This is a genomic window from Exiguobacterium antarcticum DSM 14480, from assembly GCF_000685865.1.
Classification (GTDB): domain Bacteria; phylum Bacillota; class Bacilli; order Exiguobacteriales; family Exiguobacteriaceae; genus Exiguobacterium_A; species Exiguobacterium_A antarcticum.
In genome coordinates, this window is sequence record NZ_JMKS01000005.1 from 252,171 (window position 1) to 272,018 (window position 19,848).

General features: G+C 44.2%; 24 protein-coding genes. 7 read left to right on the top strand and 17 right to left on the bottom strand.

From position 1 onward, the window contains the following. Positions 1 to 103 precede the first annotated feature (103 nt). On the top strand, positions 104 to 1,840 hold the full coding sequence (locus tag P404_RS0112620; RefSeq protein ID WP_026830951.1) for a phospho-sugar mutase: 1,737 nt from the start codon (positions 104 to 106) through the stop codon (positions 1,838 to 1,840). A gap of 156 nt (positions 1,841 to 1,996) precedes the next feature. Next, a complete protein-coding gene (locus P404_RS0112625) occupies positions 1,997 to 2,893 on the top strand; it encodes an aldo/keto reductase (RefSeq protein ID WP_026830952.1) in 897 nt (298 codons plus the stop codon). A 76-nt stretch (positions 2,894 to 2,969) separates the two neighbouring features. On the opposite strand, the gene P404_RS0112630 is transcribed toward P404_RS0112625, so the two are convergent. The 5 genes from P404_RS0112630 to P404_RS0112650 form a co-directional block, all read right to left on the bottom strand. Next, positions 2,970 to 3,158 (bottom strand): hypothetical protein, encoded by a 189-nt coding sequence (locus P404_RS0112630; RefSeq protein WP_014969669.1) that lies wholly within the window; start codon positions 3,156 to 3,158, stop codon positions 2,970 to 2,972. 141 nt (positions 3,159 to 3,299) lie between these two features. Next, the gene (locus P404_RS0112635) at positions 3,300 to 3,947 is read right to left on the bottom strand and encodes an amino acid ABC transporter permease (protein ID WP_034770010.1); all 648 of its coding nucleotides are present in this window, start codon (positions 3,945 to 3,947) and stop codon (positions 3,300 to 3,302) included. Beyond that, positions 3,947 to 4,708 (bottom strand): transporter substrate-binding domain-containing protein, encoded by a 762-nt coding sequence (locus P404_RS0112640; protein ID WP_026830953.1) that lies wholly within the window; start codon positions 4,706 to 4,708, stop codon positions 3,947 to 3,949. Before P404_RS0112640 ends, P404_RS0112635 begins: the two co-directional genes overlap by 1 nt. A gap of 161 nt (positions 4,709 to 4,869) precedes the next feature. Then, complete coding sequence (locus tag P404_RS0112645; RefSeq protein ID WP_014969672.1) at positions 4,870 to 5,976, bottom strand: ABC transporter ATP-binding protein; 1,107 nt, start codon at positions 5,974 to 5,976, stop codon at positions 4,870 to 4,872. A 122-nt stretch (positions 5,977 to 6,098) separates the two neighbouring features. Beyond that, positions 6,099 to 6,932, bottom strand: coding sequence for a PucR family transcriptional regulator (locus tag P404_RS0112650; protein WP_026830954.1), 834 nt, complete (start codon positions 6,930 to 6,932; stop codon positions 6,099 to 6,101). Positions 6,933 to 7,003: 71 nt separating this feature from the next. On the opposite strand from P404_RS0112650, the gene P404_RS0112655 reads away from it, so the two are divergent. Together P404_RS0112655 and P404_RS0112660 are read left to right on the top strand one after the other, a co-directional pair. Then, a complete protein-coding gene (locus tag P404_RS0112655; RefSeq protein ID WP_026830955.1) occupies positions 7,004 to 8,140 on the top strand; it encodes a DUF445 domain-containing protein in 1,137 nt (378 codons plus the stop codon). 20 nt (positions 8,141 to 8,160) lie between these two features. After that, complete coding sequence (locus P404_RS0112660) at positions 8,161 to 8,538, top strand: YlbF/YmcA family competence regulator (RefSeq protein WP_012369586.1); 378 nt, start codon at positions 8,161 to 8,163, stop codon at positions 8,536 to 8,538. A 46-nt stretch (positions 8,539 to 8,584) separates the two neighbouring features. Here the strand turns inward: P404_RS0112660 and P404_RS0112665 are convergent, their stop codons facing one another. From P404_RS0112665 to P404_RS0112675, 3 genes are all read right to left on the bottom strand, one after another. Then, positions 8,585 to 8,803, bottom strand: a complete 219-nt coding sequence (locus P404_RS0112665; RefSeq protein ID WP_014969675.1) for a YhzD family protein — start codon at positions 8,801 to 8,803, stop codon at positions 8,585 to 8,587. Positions 8,804 to 8,860: 57 nt separating this feature from the next. Then, complete coding sequence (dinB, locus tag P404_RS0112670) at positions 8,861 to 9,940, bottom strand: DNA polymerase IV (protein WP_236624402.1); 1,080 nt, start codon at positions 9,938 to 9,940, stop codon at positions 8,861 to 8,863. A gap of 69 nt (positions 9,941 to 10,009) precedes the next feature. Beyond that, a complete protein-coding gene (locus P404_RS0112675) occupies positions 10,010 to 10,921 on the bottom strand; it encodes a magnesium transporter CorA family protein (protein WP_026830956.1) in 912 nt (303 codons plus the stop codon). A 106-nt stretch (positions 10,922 to 11,027) separates the two neighbouring features. Between P404_RS0112675 and P404_RS0112680 the strand changes: the two genes are divergently transcribed. Both P404_RS0112680 and namA read left to right on the top strand, forming a co-directional pair. Further along, positions 11,028 to 11,948 carry an HD domain-containing protein gene (locus P404_RS0112680; protein ID WP_014969678.1) on the top strand — a complete coding sequence of 307 codons (921 nt, stop codon included), beginning with the start codon at positions 11,028 to 11,030 and terminating at the stop codon, positions 11,946 to 11,948. Between the two features lie 60 nt (positions 11,949 to 12,008). After that, positions 12,009 to 13,031, top strand: coding sequence for an NADPH dehydrogenase NamA (gene namA, locus P404_RS0112685; protein ID WP_026830957.1), 1,023 nt, complete (start codon positions 12,009 to 12,011; stop codon positions 13,029 to 13,031). Positions 13,032 to 13,095: 64 nt separating this feature from the next. Here the strand turns inward: namA and P404_RS0112690 are convergent, their stop codons facing one another. The 5 genes from P404_RS0112690 to P404_RS0112710 form a co-directional block, all read right to left on the bottom strand. Further along, the gene (locus tag P404_RS0112690) at positions 13,096 to 14,010 is read right to left on the bottom strand and encodes a peptidylprolyl isomerase (protein ID WP_026830958.1); all 915 of its coding nucleotides are present in this window, start codon (positions 14,008 to 14,010) and stop codon (positions 13,096 to 13,098) included. Between the two features lie 321 nt (positions 14,011 to 14,331). Continuing rightward, positions 14,332 to 15,423, bottom strand: coding sequence for an IS200/IS605 family element RNA-guided endonuclease TnpB (tnpB, locus tag P404_RS0112695; protein WP_026830959.1), 1,092 nt, complete (start codon positions 15,421 to 15,423; stop codon positions 14,332 to 14,334). Between the two features lie 199 nt (positions 15,424 to 15,622). Beyond that, positions 15,623 to 16,192, bottom strand: a complete 570-nt coding sequence (locus P404_RS0112700; RefSeq protein WP_026830960.1) for an HTH-type transcriptional regulator Hpr — start codon at positions 16,190 to 16,192, stop codon at positions 15,623 to 15,625. An 84-nt stretch (positions 16,193 to 16,276) separates the two neighbouring features. Continuing rightward, positions 16,277 to 16,618 (bottom strand): hypothetical protein, encoded by a 342-nt coding sequence (locus P404_RS0112705; RefSeq protein ID WP_014969682.1) that lies wholly within the window; start codon positions 16,616 to 16,618, stop codon positions 16,277 to 16,279. Positions 16,619 to 16,740: 122 nt separating this feature from the next. Beyond that, on the bottom strand, positions 16,741 to 17,166 hold the full coding sequence (locus P404_RS0112710) for an HIT family protein (RefSeq protein ID WP_034774517.1): 426 nt from the start codon (positions 17,164 to 17,166) through the stop codon (positions 16,741 to 16,743). Positions 17,167 to 17,385: 219 nt separating this feature from the next. Here P404_RS0112710 and P404_RS0112715 point away from each other — a divergent pair, with 219 nt between their 5' ends. Then, a complete protein-coding gene (locus P404_RS0112715) occupies positions 17,386 to 18,366 on the top strand; it encodes a TcaA second domain-containing protein (protein WP_209548429.1) in 981 nt (326 codons plus the stop codon). Positions 18,367 to 18,453: 87 nt separating this feature from the next. Here P404_RS0112715 and P404_RS0112720 read toward each other — a convergent pair whose 3' ends face one another. From P404_RS0112720 to P404_RS0112735, 4 genes are read right to left on the bottom strand one after another with little or no spacing between them, the layout of a single operon-like run. Then, positions 18,454 to 18,705 (bottom strand): GlsB/YeaQ/YmgE family stress response membrane protein, encoded by a 252-nt coding sequence (locus P404_RS0112720; RefSeq protein ID WP_014969683.1) that lies wholly within the window; start codon positions 18,703 to 18,705, stop codon positions 18,454 to 18,456. A gap of 32 nt (positions 18,706 to 18,737) precedes the next feature. Beyond that, positions 18,738 to 18,989, bottom strand: a complete 252-nt coding sequence (locus P404_RS0112725) for a GlsB/YeaQ/YmgE family stress response membrane protein (RefSeq protein WP_014969685.1) — start codon at positions 18,987 to 18,989, stop codon at positions 18,738 to 18,740. A gap of 32 nt (positions 18,990 to 19,021) precedes the next feature. Continuing rightward, complete coding sequence (locus P404_RS0112730; RefSeq protein ID WP_014969685.1) at positions 19,022 to 19,273, bottom strand: GlsB/YeaQ/YmgE family stress response membrane protein; 252 nt, start codon at positions 19,271 to 19,273, stop codon at positions 19,022 to 19,024. 51 nt (positions 19,274 to 19,324) lie between these two features. Beyond that, positions 19,325 to 19,576, bottom strand: a complete 252-nt coding sequence (locus tag P404_RS0112735; protein ID WP_014969685.1) for a GlsB/YeaQ/YmgE family stress response membrane protein — start codon at positions 19,574 to 19,576, stop codon at positions 19,325 to 19,327. Between the last annotated feature and the right edge of the window lie 272 nt (positions 19,577 to 19,848).

Consider the following 19,848-nt stretch of genomic DNA (forward strand, 5'->3'; position numbering starts at 1 on the left):
CATCACCTCGACCCTTTCTAAAGTAATCATATGAAAGGTGACGCGTTACCGCAAGTCGTAACTAAAAGTCTCAAATAAACGAAATCAAAGGAGTGGACAGCATATGTCATGGAAAGAAACCTATCAAAAATGGAATCAGTTTTCTGGACTGGAAGCAGAACTCAAACAGGAACTGACAGCTCTTGCAGCCGATGATAAAGCGGCAGAAGATGCCTTTTATAAAGAATTAGAATTTGGAACAGGTGGTATGCGTGGAGAAATCGGCGTCGGAACGAACCGGATGAACGTCTATACGGTTCGTAAAGCGTCACAAGGATTTGCAGATTTCATCAAAGCGGAAGGGGCAGAAGCGGTCGCACAAGGAATCGTCATTGCCCACGATTCCCGTCACTATTCTCCAGAGTTCGCGTTAGAAGCAGCGAAAACACTTGCAAGCAACGGAATCAAAGCCTATTTGTTTGACGGTCTCCGTCCGACACCCGAATTATCGTTTGCGGTACGTGAACTTCGTGCAGCAGGTGGGATCGTCATTACAGCAAGCCATAATCCGCCGGAATATAACGGGTATAAAGTGTACGGTAATGATGGTGGACAGTTACCACCAAAAGAAGCCGATGATCTTGTCTCGTACGTCGATCAAGTCGCGGACGAGTTGGCGATTGAACTCGAAGCAGAAGAAGTCTTACGGGCAAACGGATTGATTGTCCGTGTCGGTGAACAGTTGGATGATGCGTATCAAGAACAATTAAAAACGATTCGTGTGTTACCAACGATTCAAGACGAGTTGACAGCACCTCTAAAAATCGTCTTCACACCCCTTCATGGAACAGGGCTCGTACCGGTGACGGTTGGTCTGAAAAATTACGGTTTTGAACACGTGACGGTCGTTGAAGAACAAGCGAAGCCAGATGGGGCGTTCCCGACGGTATCTTCTCCGAATCCGGAAGAGCATGCTGCCTTTACATTGGCTATCGAATACGGAAATCGTGTCGATGCAGACGTCTTACTCGCAACGGATCCAGATGCCGATCGTGTTGGCGTCGCAACACGTGATGCGAATGGCGAGTGGGTGGTGCTGACAGGGAATCAAACAGGTGCTTTGTTATTGGACTACATCCTGTCCCAAAAAGCGGCACAGGGAACATTGCCGAAAAATGGTTTTGTCGCAAAAACAATCGTCACGTCCGAGCTCGGTGCCTTGATTGCCCGCCATTACGACTTGCACGTTGAGAATACGTTGACTGGATTCAAGTTCATTGGAGAAAAAATCAAACAATACAATGCCTCTGGTGAATATGAGTATTTATTTGGCTATGAAGAAAGCTACGGATATCTAATCGGTGACTTCTGCCGGGACAAAGATGCCGTCCAGGCGTGTCTCCTTGCAGCAGAGATGGTAGCATACCATAAGAAGGAAGGACGGACACTCTATGAGGCATTACAAGCCATCTATGAGCAATTCGGTTATTTCGAAGAGTCACTTCGTTCGTTGACGTTAAAAGGAAAAGACGGAGTAGAACAAATCGGACGCATCATGGATACGTTCCGGGAACATCCACCAAAACAAGTTGCTGGTGAAAAAGTTGTCTTGTTTGAAGATTACGATGCAAGCATTGCCCATGATTTGATTCAGCATAAACCGTCGCCCATCAATCTACCCAAATCAAACGTCTTGAAATTCACGTTAGAAGACGGATCATGGTTCTGCCTGCGTCCTTCCGGTACTGAACCGAAAATCAAGTTTTACTTCAGCGTGACGTCTCCTGACGCAGCCGAAACATCGCGTAAACGTCAAATGATTGAAGATGAAGTCATGCAGGAAGTCGAACAAATTCAATAATCCAGCCTAGATGGAAAAGCCGACAAAAGGAACAGCATGTTTGTCGGCTTTTCGTATGGTTTCCTCCAAAAAGAAAGCGTAGGCCGTGCAACCGTTATCAATATCATGTAGAGTGAACGGTGAAGCAAGAAATCGAGATAGAGGAGATGACGTATGATGGAACGAATCCACTTAACAGAAGAACTTTCATTTTCAAGAATTGTTCATGGTCTATGGCGGTTAAACGAATGGAACATGACAGCAGAAGAACGACTTACACTAATCGAACAATGTCTGGAGCTTGGGATTACCACCTTTGATCACGCAGATATTTACGGGGACTATACGAATGAACGGTTGTTTGGTGAAGCGTTGGCACTTAAGCCAGAACTCCGTGATCGCATGGAAATCGTTACGAAAACAGGAATCAAGATGAAAGGGAATCACTTTTCACAGCAAAAACTCTCTTTTTATGACACGACAAAAGCACATATCATTGATCATGCGACACGTTCGTTAAAAGAACTGGGTGTCGAGTACATTGATACGTTATTGATCCACCGTCCGGATCCGTTGATGGACCCTAATGAAATTGCCGAAGCATTCGTCGAGTTGAAGGAATCAGGAAAAGTCCGGACCTTTGGATTATCGAATCATTCACCGGCACAACAGAGTTTGATTCAATCCCGTCTACCTTTCATGCTCGTGACGAATCAGCTCGAACTATCTGTCGCAGAGCTCAAACATTTTGAAGATGGATCAGTTGATCTATGCCACGAAAACGAAATGCCGGTCATGGCATGGAGTCCACTCGCAGGCGGGCGTTTGTTCAAGGAAGAACAGTTTGCACCGTTACGTGAAAAATTAGAAGAAATCGGGCGTGACCTTGGGGCGAAAGATATTGATGAAGTCGCCTATGCGTGGTTGCTGAAACATCCAGCACGCATCATGCCAATCGTCGGTTCAGGTAAAATCGAGCGCATCGAATCAGCGGTTCGAGCGACGCGTCTTGACTTGTCTCGTGAGCAGTGGTTTGAAATCTTAAAAGCATCCCGTGGACGGGACGTCGATTGAAAAATAGCCTTCGGGCTATTTTTTTGCAAAAAAAGTCCCATCTCAAGGGGGAGTTGAGATGGGAGTATCTATAGGGTTATGCTTCGAGGCGAAGCATTTCCTGACGATATTTATCTAGACGTTCTTTACTAGCAACAACGGCTGCTTGATCACTGACTTGGATAGCATCGAAGAGCGTACTGAGCTCATAATCGATTTCGAGGCGTAGCACTGGAATCCGCTGCTCTGCATCTTGTCTACGGAAAGCTTCAATTACTTGTTTCATCTCGGCCACGCTCCTTTTAAAATTATCAGATAATTCTGATTTTTTTTAGTATACTTGATTATTCCCGACTTGCCTAGTATTAAACCCTAAAAAGATTAAAAAAATACACTTGGAATGTGTAATCATTCCAAGTGTATAGAATTATTCCGGAATACTGAATCGTGCTTCGAGTCGATGCTGAACACCTTGAATCAAGGTAGACATGATCCAATAAATCGCTGCCGAGAACAGTAGTAAGGGCATGACGAGATACGTCGTCGCCGAGATTTGATCGGAGACATACGTCAGTTCTTCAACAGCAACAATCGTCCCGAGTGACGTCGATTTAATGATATCGATGACCGAGTTCGAAAGAGGCGGAATGGCACGAGACAAGGCTTGCGGAAGAATGACGTCCTTGAACGTCTTACGGCGTGGAATGCCGAGTGAATCAGCCGCTTCCCATTGTCCACGGTCGACAGATGAGATGGCTGCCCGGAATGATTCCGAAATGTAAGCCGAGAAGTGAAGCGATAGACCGAACGCTAACGCTTGAAAACCAGTCAGTTGCAGTACGACGAGACCATTATATAAGATCAGAATTTGAAGTAACAATGGGGTTCCTCGGAAAAACGAGACATACAATCGTGCGAAGCCGCTTAAGACGGCGAAGCGGCTATCCCGCATGACAGCAAGAATCAGACCAAGAAAAAGCGCAAAGACGATGGCAAATCCACTTGCAAGAAGTGTAGTGCCAATCGCCTTTCCGTAGACGTCCGCGTTATCACGGACGATTGTAAACAATTCCATCACTTACTGATGTCCTCGTTAAAGTATTTTTTCCCAAGATCTGCGAGCGTGCCGTCTTCTTGCATCTCTGCGAGTGCTTTGTTGAAGTCTTCCGTATACTTGCTGTTTTTAGCCATCATCAGACCAGATTCGTTTTTATCAAACGTCTCACCGACTGCTTTCACTTTATAACCCGCTTTTTTGAGTTCCGTTAAGACAAACAGACGGTCGTTCATAGCAGCATCAACTCGACCTGCTTCAAGGTCTTTTAAGACTTGGTTCGCACCTTTATAGTATTTCACTTTTGCGCCAGCTTCTTCAGCCGTTTTAGCGTAAAGTGAACCTTGTGTCGAACCAACGACCTTTCCTTTGAGATCATCAAGCGTTTTGATATCGTTTGTTTTATTGTTGACGATGATTGTTGAACCAGAAACCGTATAGGCATCAGAGAAGACGTATTTTTCTTTCCGCTCATCCGTGATTCCCATTTGGTTCGCGATGACATCGATCCGTTTTGAATCAAGTGCTGGAATCAATCCTTTGAAGTCCATCGCTTTGTACTCGACTTTATAGCCGGCACGTTTTGCGACTTCATTCATGACTTCGATGTCATAACCAGTAAGCTTTCCTTTTTCTTTATACGTAAATGGTGGGTACGTTGCTTCCGTCCCAACTGTCACGATTTTTTCATCTTTGTTTGCTTCTTCGTTAGAAGCGCCGCACGCCGCTAACACCCCCGCTGTTGATAGTGCTGCTACTGCTAGCTTTAGTCCGTGTTTCATAGCGCTCTCTCCTTTAATAAATAAATGATTTCAATTCCTAGTTTTCGAATAGGATTAATTTAAGACTACAAGCAGTATCATACAAAGTTACAGGAACGTCTGTCAATAAAAAAGACTGCCCATGAATGGACAGCCTGACTACGGTCACTGAATCTCGAAGATTAACGGATTGTTGCTTCTGTTGCCGCGTCGAAGAAATGTGCTTTCGTCATATCGAAGAAGAGGTCTAAATCTGAACCCATCTCAACGTGTGAACGCGAATCGACACGTGCCGTGAATGCCTGGTTTCCGACTTTTGAATAGAGATAAGATTCAGCGCCCATCAATTCAGAGACTTCGATGTGAGCTTGGAAGCGGTGTGCTGTTTGCGTATCTTGATAAATCAATTCAGCATGAATGTCTTCCGGACGGATGCCGAGAACAAGATCTTTACTTGTATAACCACGTTCGCGGAGAACTTTCATTTTGCCTTCTGGGACTTCGAATTTCTCTTCTGTGCCTGTGACATGGAACAGACCATCTTCAGCGAGTTTTCCAGTCAAGAAGTTCATCGATGGGGAACCGATGAAACCTGCGACGAACATGTTATCCGGGTGATCATATACTTCTTTTGGTGTACCGACTTGTTGGATAAGACCGGCTTTCATGATGACGATCCGTGTAGCGAGTGTCATCGCTTCCGTCTGATCGTGTGTCACGTAAATCGTTGTCGTCTCAAGACGTTTGTGCAACTGGATGATTTCCTTACGCATTTGCACACGAAGTTTTGCATCCAAGTTCGAGAGTGGCTCATCCATCAAGAAGACTTTAGCATCACGGACGATGGCACGACCGATCGCGACACGTTGGCGTTGTCCACCCGAGAGGGCTTTTGGTTTACGCTCCAAGTATTCTTCAAGTCCAAGAATTCGGGCTGCATTGTCAACACGTTGTTTGATTTCGTCTTTTGGGAACTTGCGCAGCTTCAGTCCGAATGCCATGTTGTCATACACGTTCATATGCGGATATAGGGCATAGTTTTGGAAAACCATTGCGATATCACGATCTTTTGGTGCCACGTCGTTCATCCGTTTGCCATCAATCGTAAAGTCTCCACCTGAAATTTCTTCAAGACCAGCAATCATTCGAAGTGTCGTTGATTTCCCGCAACCTGATGGTCCAACAAACACGATGAATTCTTTATCTTTAATATGAAGGTTAAAATCATCAACCGCTTTTGCTGTTCCAGAATAAACTTTATCAATATGATCAAGACGAATATCTGCCATGTGTACATCCTCCTGTAAATTAAGTAATCGATTAATATAACGCTTACAAGGATTAGTATAGGAGAAAAGGGCAAAAAAGCATATGGACAACATGACTAAATGTAACCGTTATCATTTGGTCACTATGCTACAAGTAACAATGTGTACAAAAACGTAGCTCCTTCGAAGGAGCGTATATCGATTTCCGTTTGTTCGGTCAACCGGTCGAGTCGGTACTGCAGGCTATTACGATGTAAAAAGAGATGTTTTGCCGTCAGTGACACATTGAGATTAGCGCGACAAAAAGCATGGATGGTTTCTCGCGATTCATATTCGAGTGGCGTGATGAAACGTTGGGTCAACTCATGACGGATCTCCGCAGATAAGAGAACCAATCGTGTCAGCGCTGGAAGGAACCGTTCGATATGCAAAAGTGGAATTTCTCGTAAGGCGGCCTGCTCTAGGCGAAACTGAGTAGCGATATCACCGGACTTACGTTGTTGTCCGATCAACACTTTCCCATCGATCAGAAAATCAGATTGGAGTGCTGTAAAAAAGTCGTGAAGATCCTCTTCAGGAACAGTTTCTTCACGTTCGATGACGACAAGACGATTGGCGGTCAGTGGAATGATCAAGCTGGATGAATGAAAAAAGGAATACAGCAACTGCTGTAAATCTTCACTAGTCCGTTCATCCAGTTGTTCAAACAAAAAATGAATCATCCGAAAGGGAGAGGGTTCTTCTGCTTGATTTCGTTCCAGTCGATGGCGCCAGGAGGTGACTTGATCAGAACTCGAGGTGACGACGCGTTCCGCAAGCAAGTCGAGCAAGTCTGCTTCTCGAGTCGTTAAGATGGTATTTTCGACACCGAACCGAAGTCCATCTGCCAACTGATATACGGTATACTTATCGGTACAGTAAACAGTGGGATCGGTCGAAAGGTGATCTTTGAATAAGACGGTTAATTGTTGTAACATACGAGGCGCCTCCTTAAAAAAATTCTACTTTGACTTTACCACAATACTAAAATTGGAAGGAACGAGAACCTATGCAAGTGGAAGTAGATTTTATCCTGAAAGCCATTGGAATGATCTTGATTGGAGCATTGATCGGGGCGGTCACCAATCATCTCGCGATTCGGATGTTGTTTCGGCCGCTCGAAGCGAAGTATATCGGAAAGTACCGGATTCCATTTACACCCGGATTAATTCCGAAACGACGTGATGAATTAGCAGCAAATCTCGGACGAACGGTCGTCAAACATTTATTGACGCCGGAAGGAATCAGCAAGCGGCTTCAGCAGCCGGTCGTATATGAAGCGATTACCCGAATGATTCAGCAGGAGTTACAGAAGTGGACGCGGTCGACGATAACGATTCGTGAAATCGCTGAACGGTTCGTCACGAATCCGGAAGAAAGATTGCACCATCAAATGGAACGGCGGATTGATCAGGAATTGGCAACAATGGTAGACGCAATTAAAACGGCACGACTATCAGAAGTCATCGGGGATGGTGGGACAACAAAAATCAAGGCCGCAATTCCTGGAATTGTCGAGGCGTTACTTCATCAAACCGAACAGTATTTTGAAAGTCCTGCCGGGAAAATGAAACTGGAAGAAACCGTCGCTCAGTTCATTCAAAGCAAATTAGGCGGAGGAATGTTCGGGATGTTGCTTGCCAATGTCAATATCGTCGAAATGATTCAACCGGAACTTAAACGGGTAATACAAGGAAAGTCGACACACCAATTCATCAGTGAAATGGTCGAACAAGAAGTCGGTACATTATTAGAACAGCCGGTCGAATCACTCCTCGAGGTGGAGACGGAACGACAAATCACCGAGCGGATGAAATCAGAGATTTTAACGCGTATTCCATTGACGAAATTATGGGATACGCAATTGCACGAACTACTGGAACCGTTCGAAGCCCGGATCAGTCAAGAGATGGTACCGGTGCTTTCTAAACAAGTGGTGGTCCGCCTGGTCGAACAAGTCGAGAGAATCCTGGCGACACTAGATCTCGAAACGATTGTCCGGGAAGAAGTTGATTTACTTGATACGGCGTATCTGGAAGAAATCGTCTTGTCGATTTCAAGAAGGGAATTCCGGGCTATCACTTGGCTTGGAGGACTGTTAGGTGGTTTAATTGGAGTAATACAAGCGATACTTCTTATCGTTTAACTAAATTGGAGGGTTCAAACATGTCTGAAACAAACTTATACGATCATGCTTACACACTCGAGCGTGCACTTCGCGAAACATCAGAATACACGACATTAAAAGATCTTTATGCTCAAGTCAATGCGGATCCGATGTCAAACGAACTATTCGCTTCATTCCGGAATGTTCAACTGGAATTACAACAAAAACAAATGCAAGGTGAAGAAATTACACCTGAAGATATGGCATCGGCACAAGCGAAGATGCTGGAAGTCCAAAACAATCCGTTGATTGGTCAACTGATGCAGGAAGAACAACGCATGCACACGATGCTGACGGAAGTGACACAAATCATCATGAAACCGCTCGAAGAACTATATGCGCCGATGATGGAACAAAATCAAGACGACGTTCAGTGAAAACATAAAAAAGCCTCGGCTCCATTCAATTGGACCGAGGTTTTTGTTATGACGTTTTTCCTGTTGGAACGAGACGAGGAAGGTAGGCCCGTTCAAAATGAATCAACTGTCCGGCACGGGTCACGCGTGCCCCGCGATGTTCCAAGTCTGCTTCTTTCAGACGACGGATGCCTTCCTGACGTGCCTCTGCATCTGAAGGGGCGTCAAACGTATCATCCAGTAACGTGTCTCCTCGATCTGAAAATGCGGTAATCGTATAAAGCATGGCTGATTCCTCCTTGTCGGAAATGACTAACTTAAGTGTAATGAATAGTGGTTCATTTTACAAGTAGGAATCAATATCTTGCCACGTCAACTGTTTAGAAGGAGAGGGGGACTCAAGATGACTGACACTCATCCCGATTAAACGAATCGGACCTGTAAATTCAATTTCATTAAACAACTTGGTCGTAACGCGTAGTAACGTTTCCTCATCAGCCGTTTCTTCTAAAAACGTATACCGTCTAGATCGGGACTGAAAATCTTCCGTTTTCCATTTAATCGTGACGGTTCGGCAGACCAGTTCCTTTTGATTAAGTGTCTTGACGACTGATAGAGCTTCACGTTTCAACGTCTCAAAAATGGTATCGATATCTTCTGTATCTTCTTCGAATGTACTTTCGGAGCCGATTGATTTCCGTTCACGGTGCGGCCGGACCATTCGTTCATCTTCTCCATGCGCCATCGTATACAGTTCGGTTCCCCGATCCCGACCGAGCAGGCCCCGCAGTTCGGCAATCGGCGATTGTTGGAGATCTGCGACCGTGTTGAAACCATGTTTCCGAAGCGTTTGCTCGGTTACTTTTCCGACCCCATGTAAATCCCCGATCTCTAATCCTGATAAAAATGGTAAAACAGCATCCGGAGGCAAAACGGTTAATCCGTTCGGCTTTTGATGACCGGAGGCAATTTTGGCGACCAGCTTTGAGTTCGATACGCCGGCAGAAGCGGTCAAACCTGTCCGTCGTTTGATTTCCGTCAGGATGTACTGGGCGATATGCGTCGCGCTCGTCATCTGCAGGTTATTTTCTGTGACATCAAGATATGCTTCATCGAGTGACAGTGGTTCGACGAGTGGTGTGACTTCTAGGAACAACTCCATGATTTGGGCACTGACAGCACGGTACACTTCAAAACGAGGGCGCAGGAAAACTGCCCGTGGACACAGTTGGAACGCTCGTCGAGATGGCATGGCGCTGTGAATCCCATATTTTCGTGCTTCATACGAACACGTTGCGACGACACCCCGCGCATGAGGAGGACCACCGACGATGACGGGAACACCTTTTAGATGTGGACGGTCGCGTTGTTCCACGGATGCATAAAAAGCATCCATGTCGACATGAATGATTTTTCTTCCCATCATCGTCTCCTCCTTTCCTTCAATCTGATAGTTCGTTACACTAAGTATAACGAACTTATGTTCTGTTATCTATTTTTTTACACTCGACTTCTTGTTTGGCATGCGGACGAGCGCTCCTAACCAGCCACGGCGTTTCATCCAATAAAAGATTCCGCCGGTCGTGAGGAAAATCAAAAACAAGGAACTCGCGTATCCATATTTCCAATCGAGTTCCGGCATGTTTTTAAAGTTCATTCCCCAAATTGCGCCGAGGGCCATCATCGGAGTTGCGACGGCCGTGAAGATCGTTAAGGCTTTCATGATTTCGTTTCCCCGGAAGTTCGACACGGTCGTCGAAAGATCGAGCAATACTTCGATGTCTTTCTGATAGTGCTCGATCAACATCAAAAGCCGTTCGACACGTTTTTCTGCCAGTCGAAAGGCAAAGGCATCCGAATACGTGGTGTGTCGGATGAAGGCTTCAGGACCGGCCAAAACAAGCTCACGGAACGGAACGATCAAATCAGACCAATTTTCAATCGTGTCACGTAATCCGAAGATGCTGTCGAGCGAATTTTCGTCAATGCTTCCCCGGAGTTCATCTTGTCGTAAAAAAAGTTCCGTCTCGAATGCATCGATGCCGTTAAAGTACGTGTTCATTTGAAGGGCGAGAATCGAATAAAAGGCTTCAAAAGGTGTCGTCGCCTGATAGGGTTTGACCAAAGAGACGGTATGGTCCGATAAACCAATCGTGATCAGTTCCGTAGGTGAGACATAATAACAGATGGAACGGCGATCACTTTTATCATCAGGATTTTGCCAAGTCACGATTGATCCATATAACACGTCGAGTTCGACGCGTGTAAAGTTCATGTCTTTCGTTCGAAGTTCAGTCAACCAGTCTAGTTTAGATGAAGTCGTGTGTTCAAGCTGGCTGAAGTGTTTTTCGTATGCGGCAAGTGTCGGATAACGATGCCAGTTGAATCGTAAGTTGGATTCCATGTTTTGAGCTCCTATATAGTAAAATGGTAAAGTGATAGATGACGGTCAGATGGCTGTGTGAATATACCCGCCAAAAATGAATTCAGATAAAAGGACGTGTTGTGAAATGAAAGGTATCGGTCAGTTAGCAATTGGAGAAATGCTCGATCAGCGAGTCATGATCAAGCAGGCATTAAAAGGAATCGCGGCAAACGGAAAACCGTATCTGACATTAATCTTAGCAGATAAGACCGGTGAAATTGAGACAAAGATGTGGGATACGAGCGATCTTGATAAATACGCGCCAAAGTTTATCGTCCATGCTGCGGGTGAAGTGATGGATTACCGCGGACGGACACAATTGAAACTGAAACAGATTACGGTTCTTGATGAGACGAACGTTGAAGAGTACATTCAGTCCGCACCGCTCCCGCGTGAACAAATCGAAACCGAGGTCCTGAGCTTCATTGAGTCGATTCACCATGCCGACATGAAAAAGCTAGTTAAACATTTAGTCATCAAGGAATTTGATGCATATTTCACGCATCCCGCAGCGGTCAAAAATCATCATGCCTTCTACTCGGGGTTATCGTATCATGTCCTGTCGATGTTGAAGTTAGCAGATCAAATCGCACGTCTTTATCCGACGTTGAATCGAGATTTATTGATTGCTGGTGTCGTCTTACATGACTACGCGAAAATCAAAGAATTATCCGATCCTGTGACACCAGAGTATACGCTCCCAGGGAAATTGGTGGGTCACATCTCGTTGATGGTGGCCGAATTAGGAAAAGTCGGTGCCGAGTTACAAATCGATGCCGAGGTCTTGACGGTCTTGCAACATTTAGTTCTGAGTCATCATGGTCGTCCGGAGTGGGGATCGGCTGTCGCACCACAAATGCGCGAAGCAGAAGTCCTGTTTTTGATTGACAACTTAGATGCTCGGATGACGATGATGGATCGTCTACTGGAGTATGTAGAACCCGGACAATTTTCGGAGCGGTCGTTTGCGCTGGATAATCGGTCATTTTATCGTCCGAAACTCTAATCAGTGAACAACATACGAAGAGCGCAGAAATGATTTTAAATTGATCAGAGGAGTGAAAGCATGAAAACCAAGTTATTTGAAGCTGTCCAAATTGGACGAGTTCTGTTCCGAAACCGTGTCATCATGGCACCGATGTGTATGTATAGTGCAAAAGAAGATGGGTTAGTAACGGATTGGCATGTCACACATTACGCGTCACGTGCCGTTGGTGGTGTCGGTGGTGTCATCTTGGAAGCAACGGCAGTCACACCGGACGGACGGATTTCAGCGGGGGATTTAGGCGTCTGGTCAGATGATCATGTCGAAGGATTACGCCGGATTGCCGATCAAGTGAAGGCAGCCGGTGCAAAGGTGGGTGTCCAATTGGCACATGCCGGACGAAAAAGTACGACGGCAAAGCCACCTGTTGCCCCGTCAGCCATTGGGTTTGATGATTCGTACGAGGAGCCACGTGAATTGACGCTTGAAGACATCGAAATCGTCAAACAACAATTCGTCGACGCTGTACTTCGAGTGGAGGAGGCAGGTTACGATTTCATCGAATTGCACGGTGCGCACGGATATTTGATTAATACCTTTTTATCTCCGCTGTCGAATAAACGACAGGATCAATATGGAGGATCAATGGAAAATCGGATGCGCTTCTTATTAGAAATCATCGATGCGATTCAAGAAAAGTCGAACATCTCGTTATGGGTTCGGATATCTGCTGCCGATCATGCAGAAGGTGGGATGACGGCTACAGACTATATCCCACTGGCCGACGAATTACTGAAACGAAAGATCGATTTGCTTGATTGCAGTTCAGGTGCAGTGGTGGCCAATGCGGTACCTGATGTGTATCCGGGGTATCAAGTCCCGTATGCGGCTGAAATCAAACGAGCGACAGGCATGAAGACGGGAGCAGTTGGTTTGATCACAACAGCGACACTTGCGGAAGAAATCGTTCGCAGTGAACGAGCCGACGTCATCTTGCTCGCGCGTGAGCTATTACGTCAACCGTACTGGGTCTATCACGCGGCAGCAGAGCTCAAGGACGAAGTGAGTTTGCCGAAACAATATGAACGGGCTCCGATTCGTTAACGAGAATAAAAAGTAGAACCAAAAAAATCCCTGCCTTCCAAGATGGAAGCAGGGATTTTTAAGCTTATTGTTGTTGCTGTTGCATTTGTTGTTGCATTTGCTGTTGTTCTTGTTTGTCGAGATCAAAAGCATCTTTGAAGTCTTTGTTTTCGATTTTAACATCGTATTTTTTGATCAATGAACGATAGATATCGTTTGGATTGACTTGAGCAGCTTTTTCTTCTGCTAATGCTTTTTTGATACGATCTGATTCTTTTTCGAGCGTAAAGTCTTTTTTCTCTTTACGATCCGTTACTTTAATGATGTGGTATCCGAATTGCGTTTTGATTGGGTCAGAAACTTTACCTTCAACGCCATCTTTGAAGGCATAGTTTTCGAACTCCTCGACCATTTTACCTTTTGTGAAGTATCCGAGGTCGCCGCCCTTCGTAGCACTACCTGTATCTGTTGATTTTGCTTTTGCGATTTTTGCGAAATCGCCACCGTCATCCAATTGTTTTTTGATTGCTTTTGCGTCTGCTTCTTTTTCAACAAGGATATGGCTTGCTTTAACTTCGACTTTTTCTTGATTAAAACGGTCTTCGATTTCTTTATCCGTTACTTTTGATTTCGCAGATTTTGCTTCAGTCAACAGAAGTTGTGTGCGAAGGACTTTTTCAAATTCTTTTTCGTTTTTGATTCCAGCGGTTTGCAGTGTCGTATTGAACTGTTCCTTATCCGGGAACTGATCTTTCGTCTTTTTGACTTCTGCATCGACTTCTTTGTCCGTTACTTTTTTGCCGTATTCTTTTTCGAGCAACTCGTTCATTGTTTGTTGGAAAGCAATTTGTGCACCTGCTTTTTGATAGGCTTCTTCTTGGACGTCCGCTTTATTGACTTCGCCACCTTTGTAGTTGATGACGGCTTCGTCGTTTGAACCACATGCTGCTAATGTGAAGACACTTGCTACTGCTGCTACGCTTAAAAGTTTCTTTTTCATACATACACCCCTAATTTACCATTTATTTCAACCGTTATATCATATCATATCTTCGTTATCTTGACAGCTTTCCTCAAAATCGAAAGTGATTTGTTCTTACCCCATGCTATCATAATCATTACATCGTGAGACGACTATTTTTGTGGGAAATTGTGAAGGACCTGAGCGTTTTGAGACAAAACGGTAAAAGGAACGTCACTGTGAACAACTCACCACTTATTTGCTTCGCAAATTGAAGTGGGAGCTTCTTGGGAAGACCGTACTTTTACGAGCTACGATTATTTACCAAGCTCATCGGATGGTTCCCACCCTGAAGGGTTTTCAGTCTGCTAACATCAACAAGTTGATACTTGCGTTGATATCTCGATCATGATGCACACCACAAACACATACCCACTCGCGCACATCCATTGTTTTCTTCTCACCTTTTACTCCACAAGAAGAACAGATTTGGGTCGAGGCGAACCATTGATCCGCTTTGATAAGTGTTCGCCCATAGAATGTGCATTTGTATTCCAGCTGTCGGACGAACTCATACCAACTGACATCTCCAATCGATTTGGCAATCTTATGGTTCTTCATCATGTTCTTCGATTTAAGTGTCTCGACGACGATGACTTGGTTATCGTCAACCATCCGTTTCGACAGCTTATGAAGAAAATCTTGACGTTGATTTGCAATCTTTTCATGCTTCTTGGCGAGGATCATCCTAGCCTTCTCTCGGTTCTTACTCCCGATTTTCTTGCGGGACAGGGCGCGTTGCGCCTTCTTTATCTTCTCTTCGGACTTTCGAAGAAAACGAGGATTGTCAACTTTCTCAGAAACCCTCTCATCATTTGTCATGATGGCGAAGTGCTCCAAACCAAGGTCGATTCCTACTTTATTCTTGGCTGGAACCCATTGCTCTTCGGCTTGATCTACAAGGATGGAGATGAAGAATTTCCGGGTCTTCGTCATCGAGACCGTCGCGGACTTGATCACACCATCAAACGGACGATGTTGTGTCAACTTCACAAAACCGATTTTAGGAGGTTTCACCTTACGATCTTCGATGCGGATGCTTCCCTTCAGATTGTTTGTTGTGTAAGAGGCTCGGTCGTTGTGCTTCGATTTGAACTTCGGAAACCCGACAGACTGATCTCGAAAAAAGTTGTGATACGCCTTGTTTAAGTCCATCTGAGCGTTCGCAAGAGAAAGACTGTCGACTTCTTTGAGGAAAGGGAATTCGGGCTTGTACTTCGCTGGGGTTGGGAGCTTCTGCTTCGCGTCAGGATTGAGCTTCGAATCTTCGTACAATCGGATACGCTCTTCGAGCATCTTATTGTAGACGAAACGGACACAACCGAACGTCTTCACGAAATATTCTTGTTGGGGTTTCGTCGGATAGAGTCGAAACTTGTACGCCTTTAGCAAAGCAATCACTCCTTTCAATTTGATTCGTTATACTCATTTTATCGAACGATTGGAGTCTTGAAAAGACAGGCGATTCATCTCCCACCTACGCTGGGTTTCACCATGAGACGCTTAGAGGTGGGAGAATTCTCGCTAAATTTAGTTAAAAAAACAAAAAACGTCCTAGGCCCTGGAGGCTTAGAACGTCGGTGCTAACATCTCAGGCTTTCTTGATGGATTCGACGACTGGATCTTGTGGGCGACGATCGGCTTCTTCTGTAATCATTTTGGATGTTTCGGCAAAGATGTCCATAAAACTATCGCCGTACAGACGACGGACAATCGCAGATATGTCGGTCAGCTCGGGGAATTTCCCGTAAAGCTCTTGAAGCGGTAACGAAGCACGGAACACACCATTTTCCTCTGGACGGAACGCTTGAATCGTTTCAAGTAACAAACTTTCGCCTTCCGGTGTCAGTTGGACGTAGGTATTTCGTTTATCGGTCTCTTTTTTAGAAAACGTTAAAAGACCACGGTCTTCTAATTTTTTCGAAAAGTTAAAGGCCGTCGAAACGTGCATCACACCGTATTTTGCAATTTCAGAAATCGACGCACCACCTAAGGCATGAGAAATCCATAAAATATGGTGTTCGTTAATGTTTAAATCAAATGGCTTGATCCAATTTTGCCAATCTTTTTCTACCGTTTTCCATAGTGCTTTGCTCAGTTGGACAATTTTATGACTGTATAACAGTGCTTCTTGTCCAGGATATAATTTTTCTTGTTCCATATCTGACTCATCCTTTCGAAAGGTGACAATGGCTCAAACGCGCAAAATGCAAACTATACAAAAACAAATCGAAGCAGTGGATCTTTACTGTTGGGGAGTGAGATGATTGACGTCTTGTTTTGCCTCATCGGCAAGTTTTTGAAGACGTGTCAGCGATTCTTGAACCTCTGATTGATACTGAGAGACATCTTTTGTTACTTCTTCTTTAAACGTCATGCCAGAAAGTTTGGCTGTCTCTATTAGATTCTTTCCCTCCTGCGTCAAATCCTGCACGTTCGTTACGATTGTAGAATAAGAATTTCGACGTTGTTTACCATTCGAAGAGTCACTTTTAGTACCTTGGCGAAGCGCCTTCAAACCGTAAAAAGTCACAAGCGACAGCGTAGCACCAAAAGCGACCCAGTTACGATGGGGACGCTTCGACATAGTTTACCTCCTTTTTGATATTAAAATATTTGTTTCATATTATTTTACCGAAAATCCGATATTGGAAACCTATTTTGGCAATATTTCTAAAATGAGTCAGTAATTGATCTGTTTTTCAGTCATTATAGACGGCTTTTGATCGATTCAGCGATTGTAGCTAACTCTTCAGCCGTATAGTCGTCGTTATGAACTTCCCATTTGGCGCCAAATCCATCGTGCTTATCATGGCGGGGGATGAGATGGAGATGGAAGTGGGAAACAGACTGTCCGGCTACCTTTCCCGTATTCGAGAGAATGTTCATTCCGGCTGCTCCTGTTTCTTGTTGCAAGGCGCGGCTGATTTCTGGAACAGCTGCAAAAACGGCTTGAGCATCTGCTTGAGATAAATCATAGACATTGTCTGCGTGTTGTTTTGGGATGACGAGGGTGTGACCTTTCGTGACTTGAGATAAATCAAGAAACGCTAGAACCTGTTCATTTTCAAATAATGTGTAGCTTGGAACTTGATGATTTGCAATCTTACAGAAAATACAGTTTTCTTTTTGCAATGAGCTCACTCCTTTAATATAGATGTAGTATCAGTATACTCGAGGAAATCCGTCTTGCGGGCGATTGACAAGGATATGAAGGGTTTCTAAACTAAAGGAAATCGTCGGAACAAGAAAGTAGGGGAAATTGAAATGCCATCTCGCATCACCGCATACGAAAAAAAGAGAAAAAGAAATCAACGGATAGGTCTCATTGGCGGCATCGTACTTTTGGTACTTGTGATGGCTTGGTTTGGCTGGAGCCAGGTCCGACCAGCAGCAGAACGTCAACAGACAGATGAAGTATTTAAAAAGGCGCTACAAGAACGGGATCGTAAAACGTTTCAGGAACTGATCTACCTCAATAACAAACCGCTACAGATGGCGGATAGTAATCGACTCATGGACTGGTTCTTGGCAGATCCGCAACGACTCGACCGTGCTGTCGCTGAAATCACGTCTGACCAAAAAAAATATCCACAAAAAACGAAAAAAACAGCGGAACAAGATTTATTTGCACTGAAAAAACAAGCCGGACGATTTTGGTATGATACCTATATCCTTCATTTGAATAAGCAAACATTAGAAGTGACAAGCGATACTGAAGGAACAGAAATTTCAATCGAGGATGCACCGGTCGGAAATCTGAATCAGGAAAAACCATTAACAATTGAACGATTTCCAGGAGAGTATGAAGTTTCAGCCCGCGTTGAAGCAAACGGTAAAACCGGACGTGCGAGTAAAATTGTACAGCTGGGTGACCAAAAAACGACGACGATTGCTTTTCAGCTGGCCGAGCAAGTTGCTCCGGATCAAAAAGAGCAATATGGTATCGATATTGAGAAATTACTAGAGGCAGAAGTCAAGGCAAGAACAGGTAAAACGGTCGAACAAATGACGGATTATATCGGTCAAAGTCAAAAAGAAGTGGAGCAGACGTTTGGTCCACCATCAACACGTGTCGCGAATAAGACAACCTATGACGGATTTGAAGTGACCTATGACAAACAAGAAGTACAAAGTCTGTTGATTGATTTAAATAAAACACCTTCCGAACTCGAAGCGGTAGCGGGAAAACCGCAATCAAAAGCAAAAGAATCGGTTGGGACGGTCTGGAAGTACCCGGCAAACTTTTTTGAAGAGTTGTTAGGATGGTTAAACATTAAGTCAGAGAAACGTGTCATTGAGCGATCAGGTAAGATGTGGCTTGAATTACGGTGAATTTTTTAGATAGAGGTCTCATATCAAAAACAGACGAAAAACCACTAAAGACAAAGCGTCTTTAGTGGTTTGTTGTAGTAAATTAGATTATCGTTTGTTGACCGCACGAAGGATGAACGAAACGATTAAGATTAAGATGATTGCACCTAAGATAGCAGGTACGATGGCGAAGCCAGCGATATCTGGTCCCCAGCTACCGAACAATGCTTGTCCGATCATTGAACCAACAAAACCTGCGATGATGTTACCGATAATTCCACCTGGTACATCTTTACCGAGAATAAGACTTGCTAACCAACCAATAATACCACCAACGATTAAAGCCCATAAGAATCCCATTTAAAACACTCCTTTTAAATTTAGTAGTCTAATTATTTACGACGAACTGAACGAAGAACCAACGATACGATGAAGATCAAGATGACTGCACCTAAGATTGCTGGAATGATTGCGAAACCAGCGATATCTGGTCCCATTGTACCGAAGATTGCTTGACCGATCATTGCACCGACGAAACCTGCGACGATGTTACCGATGATACCACCTGGTACATCTTTCCCGATAATAAGACTAGCTACCCAACCGATTAATCCACCGACGATTAAAGCCCATAAGAATCCCATTTAAAACACTCCTTTTAAATTTAGTAGTCTAATTATTTACGACGAACTGAACGAAGAACCAACGATACGATGAAGATCAAGATGACTGCACCTAAGATTGCTGGAATGATTGCGAAACCAGCGATATCTGGTCCCATTGTACCGAAGATTGCTTGACCGATCATTGCACCGACGAAACCTGCGACGATGTTACCGATGATACCACCTGGTACATCTTTCCCGATAATAAGACTAGCTACCCAACCGATTAATCCACCGACGATTAAAGCCCATAAGAATCCCATTTAAAAACACTCCTTTTGTAAGTTTACGTTCTGATTTGTTATTTCGATAAATTATTTACGACGAACTGAACGAAGAACCAACGATACGATGAAGATTAAGATGACTGCACCTAAGATTGCTGGAATGATTGCGAAACCAGCGATATCTGGTCCCATTGTACCGAAGATTGCTTGACCGATCATTGCACCGACGAAACCTGCGACGATGTTACCGATGATACCGCCCGGTACATCTTTCCCGATGATGAGACTAGCTACCCAACCGATTAGCCCGCCAACGATTAAAGCCCATAAGAATCCCATTTGAAACACTCCTTTTCTTACTTAAGATTTACCTGTTTTCAGGTAGTTGTAAACACATTGAAAGATGAAAGTCTTTAAATACTCTTTAGTAAGCGAGGTAAATTATTAAAAGTAAAATGGCTAGACGATTATACCAGTTACCTCTCAAAGAAGTTTGTATTTAAAATACTACTTTCAATTTTTGTAAGTCGTTTTCATATATTGATGTAACGATTACACTTAGAGTAATTACCGTAAAAAGATGTATTCAAACCTTTTCTTAATAAAAAAAA